General features: G+C 69.3%; 8 protein-coding genes and 1 pseudogene. 2 read left to right on the top strand and 7 right to left on the bottom strand.

Features of this window, described 5'->3' with window-relative positions; translation table 11 throughout:
* From ACWGI8_RS36390 to ACWGI8_RS36360, 7 genes are all read right to left on the bottom strand, one after another.
* The coding region (locus ACWGI8_RS36390; protein ID WP_453667662.1) for an alpha/beta hydrolase family protein at window positions 1-842 on the bottom strand (842 nt) is incomplete at its 3' end.
* A gap of 478 nt (window positions 843-1,320) precedes the next feature.
* Window positions 1,321-2,262, bottom strand: a complete 942-nt coding sequence (locus tag ACWGI8_RS36385) for an ornithine cyclodeaminase family protein (protein ID WP_453667660.1) — start codon at window positions 2,260-2,262, stop codon at window positions 1,321-1,323.
* On the bottom strand, window positions 2,259-3,392 hold the full coding sequence (locus tag ACWGI8_RS36380; protein WP_453667658.1) for an aminotransferase class I/II-fold pyridoxal phosphate-dependent enzyme: 1,134 nt from the start codon (window positions 3,390-3,392) through the stop codon (window positions 2,259-2,261). Before ACWGI8_RS36380 ends, ACWGI8_RS36385 begins: the two co-directional genes overlap by 4 nt.
* Window positions 3,389-4,003 (bottom strand): helix-turn-helix transcriptional regulator, encoded by a 615-nt coding sequence (locus ACWGI8_RS36375; protein ID WP_453667664.1) that lies wholly within the window; start codon window positions 4,001-4,003, stop codon window positions 3,389-3,391. The genes ACWGI8_RS36380 and ACWGI8_RS36375 overlap by 4 nt, the downstream gene beginning before the upstream one ends.
* A gap of 149 nt (window positions 4,004-4,152) precedes the next feature.
* Entirely contained in the window at window positions 4,153-5,130 is a 978-nt protein-coding gene (locus ACWGI8_RS36370) for an MBL fold metallo-hydrolase (protein ID WP_453667657.1), read from the bottom strand.
* On the bottom strand, window positions 5,127-5,582 hold the full coding sequence (locus ACWGI8_RS36365; protein WP_453667656.1) for a PaaI family thioesterase: 456 nt from the start codon (window positions 5,580-5,582) through the stop codon (window positions 5,127-5,129). Before ACWGI8_RS36365 ends, ACWGI8_RS36370 begins: the two co-directional genes overlap by 4 nt.
* A gap of 51 nt (window positions 5,583-5,633) precedes the next feature.
* Window positions 5,634-5,789, bottom strand: coding sequence for a hypothetical protein (locus ACWGI8_RS36360; RefSeq protein ID WP_453667654.1), 156 nt, complete (start codon window positions 5,787-5,789; stop codon window positions 5,634-5,636).
* A gap of 190 nt (window positions 5,790-5,979) precedes the next feature.
* On the opposite strand from ACWGI8_RS36360, the gene ACWGI8_RS36355 reads away from it, so the two are divergent.
* Window positions 5,980-6,390: a VOC family protein gene (locus tag ACWGI8_RS36355; RefSeq protein WP_453667652.1), complete on the top strand. Its 411-nt coding sequence runs from the start codon at window positions 5,980-5,982 to the stop codon at window positions 6,388-6,390.
* A 132-nt stretch (window positions 6,391-6,522) separates the two neighbouring features.
* A pseudogene (locus ACWGI8_RS36350) lies at window positions 6,523-6,685 on the top strand (AraC family transcriptional regulator); the annotation flags it as partial.

Raw genomic sequence — 6,685 nt, 5'->3', positions numbered from 1 at the left:
CCGTCCAGCAGCGGCGTGTTCCTGCCGCGTAGGTGCGTGTCGACGAACGCGGCGACATAGGCCCGAGTGATGGCGTCGATGCGATCACCGTCCAGGGCTTGGAGAGGCATGCCGAGCTGTTTGGCCAGGGGCGCCAGGTCGGTGAAGGAGAGGTGCTCGGTGTCGTCGACGCTCAACCAGCGTTTCCATCCCGTCAGTTCGGTCCAGGTCTCGTCCCACGTCGGGTCGGCGCCCGCGGGTACATGGCTGGGCTTGCCCAGCATCAGGACCGCCCGGTTCAGAGGGGTGTCATTGGGGAAGCGGAAATTGCCGTCCATGTTGACCCCCGCCTTGATGCGCGGGTCGCGCAGCATGGCCGGAATCGTGCTGAAACCGCCGGCCGAATGCCCGACCATGGCGATGCGATCGGTGTCGATGAGCGTGCCTCCGTTCCATGCCGGTCGCTCTCCGGTGAGTTCGTCGAGCGCGAACGAGACGTCCTCGGCGCGGACGGCGCCGACCTTGGGGTAGTCCGTGTTCTCGCACGCCACGCAGGGGGTCGTGTGCCCGTCGGGGAACGAGATGCCGTTTGCCTCGTAGTTGTGTCCGATCCCGGCGACGGCGAAGCCACGGCTGGCGAGCTCCTCGGCAAGCCCGGTGAGGGTGGCGCGCGGCATTCCGAAGCCTGGCGACAGCACGACGAGGGGCAGCCCGCCCCGTACCTTCAACGGTGACGCGTCAGCGGTGGAATGGGTCGCCACTTTGCTCAATACGCCTGGTGGCAGGTCCAGTCCGCTGGACTCGATGTACTGCCTGGACTCTTCGGGTGTCATGTAGGGCGCGGGCGTGTCCGAGGGCCTCATGGCTGGATACCAGAGGGAGACCATTAACTCGCGGTCACCCGAGGGAACCCACGGATCGGGGCGGCCCTCGTCCTTCAGGTGAACAGTGGCCCTCCCGACCGGATGGTGCCCGGATGGCTCGGGCAACACGAGAGCGGCCTCGGGAGGTTGTACCGCCCGGGTGCCGGCATGGGCGGTCGCGGTACAGAACGTTCCTGCCAGAGCCATGGCAACGGCAGCACCCACCAGAGATATGCGTTTCACCGAATTCCTGATTCCTTCTGTCGGTGTCTCATCACAACAGACCCGTCGCGGGCCGATGAGTCAACGCTATGGATGGCGGGCGCGTCTGCCATCACCCCGTGGGTCCGCGTCCGGCGCCGGGGCATACATCCCTGGAATTACGTCCCGGGTCGATGGTGGTGGTCGGCGCCAAGAGGGGTGCGCGAGCTGCTCGCCACCGGCATGGCCCGGGTCCGCGGGCGGCGCGCACGTGTGTCTACTGCGTCAGTTCGCGCAGGACCGCTGAGGCGAGAGCTGCGTCGAGTGCGCCGACGCCGGTCAGGTCTGCGACGGTGATCGCGTCGTCCGGCCGCTCGACAGGCTTTTCGAGCAGGAGACCGATGGGGGTGTCGCTGGTGGACGTGACCGATCCGTCGAGGACTGCACGGCCGAAGTCCCCGTGGTCCACGCATTGTTGGTGGTCGTCGGTTGCGATCAGTGCCGCGCGGGCGAAGAGCGCAGGGGGGAGCTCGTTCTTGTGGGGCATGTCGGTGCCGATGCCGGTGACGTGTGCGCCCTGTCGGACGTCGGCGGCGCTCAGGACCGGGACGGTGGCAGGAGTAGTGGTGATGACCATGTCGGCGCCCGCGGCTTCTTCGGCGGAGGCGGGCCGGGCTTGCTGCCCGCGCGCGTTGAACTCCTCGCACAGCGCACGGGCTTTGTCCTCGCTGCGACCGTGGACCAGGACCGTGCTGATCCGACGGAGCCTGGCAAGCCATTCGGCCTGGAGCCGGGCCTGTTCTCCGGTGCCGAATACGGCCAGGGTCGTCGCACCGGGGCGGGCCATGGCGTGGGTGATCAGCGCACCCGCGGCGGCGGTGCGCCAGGCGGTGAGGAGGCCCTGGTCGTCGAGGATCGCTTGGACCTCGCCGGTTCGGGCGCTGACGACACAGACCAGCCCGTGGTTGGAGGGCAGGCCGGCTGCGGGGTTGTGATAGAAGCCCGTCGCGATCTTGACGATGAAGTCGGGCGCACCGGTGATCCAGCCCGCTTTGACATGGCAGTCGCCGTCGACGTGGGGGAACTGAAGGTGCAGCGGTGGCGGCACGGTGGTGCGGCCGTGGGCGTGGGCGATCAGCGCATCGCGGACGGTGTCGAGGACCAGGTGCGGGGTGGCGGCCTGCTCGATGGCGGCCGCATCGAAGACTGCCCGGCTCATCGGTGCGCCCGCATCCACTGGGTGAAGGCGGCCAGGCCCTCTTCGGGCCGGGCACGGCCGATGCCGATGCGGAACCGGTCGGTGGGGCTGGGAGTGAGGTCGGAACGGTAGATGCTGGCGGGCAGCAGCAGCACGCCGGCTTCCTCCGCCAGGCGGGTGCAGAACTCCTCGACTCCTTCCGGGCCGAGGTAGCGGGGGTAGGCGACGCAGCCGCCGTCCGGTGCCTGCCATTCGAAGACGTCCGGGAACTCGGCGAAGAAGGCGTCGAAGACCGGCAGGTTCCGTGCGATCAGGGCCCGGTTGCGGTCCAGGATCGTGGTGCGGGCCTTGAGTGCGATGCGGGCCAGGACTTCGCCGGGGGCGGAGTTGCAGATGGTGGTGTAGTGCTTGGCCCGCTCCAGCCGGGTGAGCAGGGCGCGGTCGCGGCAGGCGATCCACCCGATCCGCAGACCCGGCAGGCCCAGCGACTTGGAGGTCACGTTCAGCGACAGGGCGCGCTCGGACAGGTCCGCGGCCTGCGGCAGGGTACGGGCCGGATCGCGTTCCAGGCCGCGGTACACCTCGTCGCTGAACAGATGGATGCCATGCTCGTCGCACAGCCGCGCCAGCTCGGTGAAGTCGGCGGCGCTGATGACCTTGCCGGTGGGGTTGTTGGGGAAGTTCACCGACACCACGCGGGTGTTCGGCCGGATCGCCGCCTTGATTTGGTCGAGGTCCAGGGCCCAGTCGCGGTCCGGGTCGAGGGCGACGCCGGTGACCTCGCACAGCGCCAGCGGCACGGTCTCGGCCGCCTGGTAGTTCGGGGTCACCACCACCGCATGATCACCAGCGTCGAGCAGGACGTTCATCGCCAGGTACAGGGCCTCCTCGGCGCCCGCGAAGCAGATGACGTCCGCGGCGTCCGCCCGCTCGTACATCTCGGCGATCGCCTCACGCAGAGCCGGATCACCGTAGGTCTCGGTGTAGCCCAGCGACAGATTCTCGAACGCGGTCCGGTCGTGGTCGTCAGCCAGGGCGAGCAGTTCGCTGAGCGTCATCGTCTGTACGTCAGAGGCGGTCAGGTGGTGCCGCGCGGTGAACTCCCACCGGGAGAAGTAGGTTTCCAGGCGGAAGTCGGGCAGTCGGGTCATCGCGTGTGGTCCTTTGCGTTCGGTGCTCTGAGCTCGGCCAGCAGGCCGTAGAGGGTGGATCGGGAAACCCGCAGGGCGCGGGCGACGACCGGGGTGGCACGGCGCACGGCGAAGACCTTGGCCTCGTCCAGCCGCGCGAGCACGGCCAGGCGGTCGGCGCGGGTCAGCCGCTCCACCGGTCGGCCGCACTCGCGCACGTAAGCGCCGACGATGTGCTGGACGCGCTCGCTCCAGTCCTGCTCGAACAGCGGCTCCGGGCGAGACACGGTCGGTGCGCCGAACGCGGACAGCACAGCCGCGGCCTGCTCCAGCGGCGTGCGGTCGAGATTGACGCACAGCACCGCCGAAGCCTTGTCGTCCGCATCGCGCAGGATCGCGCTGACCGATGACAGGCACCGGCCGTCCGCGAGCAGCTTCTCGTACGGCCCGAACACGTCCCGGGCCGACGGATCGAGGGCGTCCAGCTCACCCAGCAGTGACGGATCGCCCGGACCGCGCGAGCCCATGGGATTCCAGATCGCCAGGATCCGATCGGTATCCGGATCATGCAGGACCACCTCGGTGTACGGACCGAGCAGCAGTGCCACGGCCTGGCACGCCGGTGCCCACATCCGCACACGAGGGTCGGTGCCCTCTTCCACAGTACCCATGACTGGACTCTACGTCCAAGCTGGATATTCAGTCCAGAGGAAAGGTGTGATTCCGAGGACTTCCAAGGCTCGCGGGTGCTGCGGCTGCTGCTCGCCCGCTGCGCCGCGAGTCAGCGCGGCTCGGTTGCCGGCCAGGCACGCGGGTACGGCACGCGCAGCGACTCGACCGCGACCGGGGTGTGGTCGGCGGCTGCGTGGAGGCGTCCGTCGCGCAGGACGACGGAGCCACTGCCGAGCATGGTCGTGACCAGTTCGGCAGCGAGTGCCTCGGGCGTGCGGTGCAGGAGGCGTGCCGCGTCCGTGAGCCAGGCCCGCGCGTGCAGGTAGGGCTCGACCTCACCGGCTGGGATCCCGTCGCGGATCATCAGGGCGAACGCGAAGATCCGCCGGGCCCCGTACCAGACGGCTCCGTCCGCGTCGTCCACGAGACGCTGGGCGCGGCGCAGCGCTGTGCTGAACGCGGCCATGGGGTCGGCGGGTATCGGGCCGTGGGAGGGAAGGATCACGCGCGGGGCGAGCTCGGCCATCCGCTTGAGGGAGGCGAGCGCCGTAGTGGCCGCGTCGAGCCCGTCGAGGGCGAGGTTCACCCAGCCGACGTCGTAGTCCGACAGCGCGTCCCCGACCACCAGCAGTCGCTCGTCCGGCTGCCACAGCGCCAGATGCCCGGGGGTGTGCCCGGGCGTGCGGACGACCTCCCAATCGGCCTCCCCGAGCCGAAGGATCTGCCCGTCGTCGAGCGGCACGTCGACCGTGTACGGAGCGACCGGCTGGTCGAGGTACTCCGCCGCGCAGCAGCCCGGGTCCCTGCGGGAGATCGCCTCCGCCTCCGGCGCCCCGGCGGCGATGGCGGCGCCCCTCGCCTGGAGAAGGGCGTTGCCGCCGACGTGGTCGGAGTGCCAGTGGGTGTTCACGACCAGGCCGACGTCCCCGGCGTGCGCGCGGGCCCAGGCGGCGGTCTCCTGCGCGTGTCCGACGAACCCGCTGTCGACCAGCGCCGGTTGCCGTCCGTTCAGGAGGAGCGTGTTGGCGTCGGGGAACGGTCTCTGCCACCAGGTGACCCAGGACGGCGACGATGGCTGCGGGCTCACTGCTCGGGCCTGTTCACCCGGATCAGCGTCTGCTGCCCGTTGGCGACGAGTTTCCGCCGGCCTTCCTGGACGCCGAACACCTCCAGCCGGCTCACAGTCAGGGTGCGTCCGGACTTCAGGACCGTTCCCACCGCCTCGATGTGGTCACCGACGGCAGGCGAGAGGAGGTTGATCTTGTACTCGACGGTGAGCACATCGGTGTTCTCGGGGAACAGTGTGAAGGCCGCGTAGCCCCCGGCACTGTCCGCGACGGCGCTGGTGGCACCGGCATGGAAGTAGCCGTGTTGCTGGGTCACTTCGGGCCGGCTCGGGAGCACGATGTGCACGCGGCCCGGCGCGATGTGGGTTATCCGTGCACCGAGGTGGCTCATCAGCCCCTGGCGGTCGAAGCTCGCCTGGATGCGCTTCCGCACCTCGGGGCTCGCCTCTTCCTGCTGCGTCGGGTCTTCCATGTGCTCTCCTTCGACGGCATCACGGTCTGTGAACGGGGTGAGGCGGGTTCGTCAGCCGGTCAGGCGTTCCACCAGCAGGAAACCGCCGATGACGATCATCATGGCACCGGAGACACGGGTGACCGCCCGGGCCGCCGACGGCCGGGTCTTGAACACGGTGCGGGCGAGCACGCCGACGGCAAGGTGGACGGCGGCGCAGGCCGTCATGCGGAGCGTGCCGAGCAGCCCCGTCCGCGCGGCAACGGGCCAGCCTGCCGCGGGGTCGATGAACTGCGGGAACAGCGAGAAGTTGTGGAGATCCTCGGTGACGCAACACCGAGCGGCGCGCGCGACACGTGGCCGAACGGATCAGGAATCGAGAAGCGTCGGTCACCGAGCCGCAACTAACGTGAAGGCCATGGACATCACCATTCACACGGCCTCCCTTCCTCATGACGACCCGGACGCATCCCTGGCCTTCTACCGCGACACCCTCGGCTTCGAGGTCCGCAGCGACGTCGGACAGGGCAAGATGCGCTGGATCACGGTCGGCCCCGTTGACCAGCCCGGCACTTCCATCCTCCTGGCACCGCCGGCCGCCGACCCCGGCATCACCGAGGACGAGCGCCGCACCATCGTCGAGATGATGGCCAAGGGCACCTACGGATGGATCCTGCTGGCCACGCGGGACCTCGACGGCACCTTCGAGCGGCTGCAGGCCGGCGACGCCGAGGTCGTCCAGGAGCCGACCGAGCAGCCGTACGGTGTTCGCGACTGCGCCTTCCGCGATCCCGCGGGCAACCTGATCCGCATCCAAGAGCTTCGCTGAGCCTCGGTAATGGCTCGGGCCTCGGTGGCCGGCGCTTCCATGCCTTCTCGCGATGCCGGCCACCAGGCCTCGGCGTTCTTCAGCCTCAGCATGTACTCAGATGCTTGCGAACATCGATGAAAGGGTTCTCCCATGTGCCATCCCGCATGGATGCGCGCACTTACCGCTGCACAGCGCCTGAGCGACCTCGCGCGGCTGCGCCGGGTCCGCGACCGGATCGACCGGGAGTACGCGCAGCCGCTGGACGTCGAGGCGCTCGCCCGCGGCGTGAACATGTCGGCCGGCCACCTGAGCC

Source organism: Streptomyces sp. NPDC054841 (assembly GCF_053611045.1).
The sequence above is the reverse complement of the archived record's forward strand: the minus strand, read 5'-3'. Positions and strand labels throughout refer to the sequence as shown.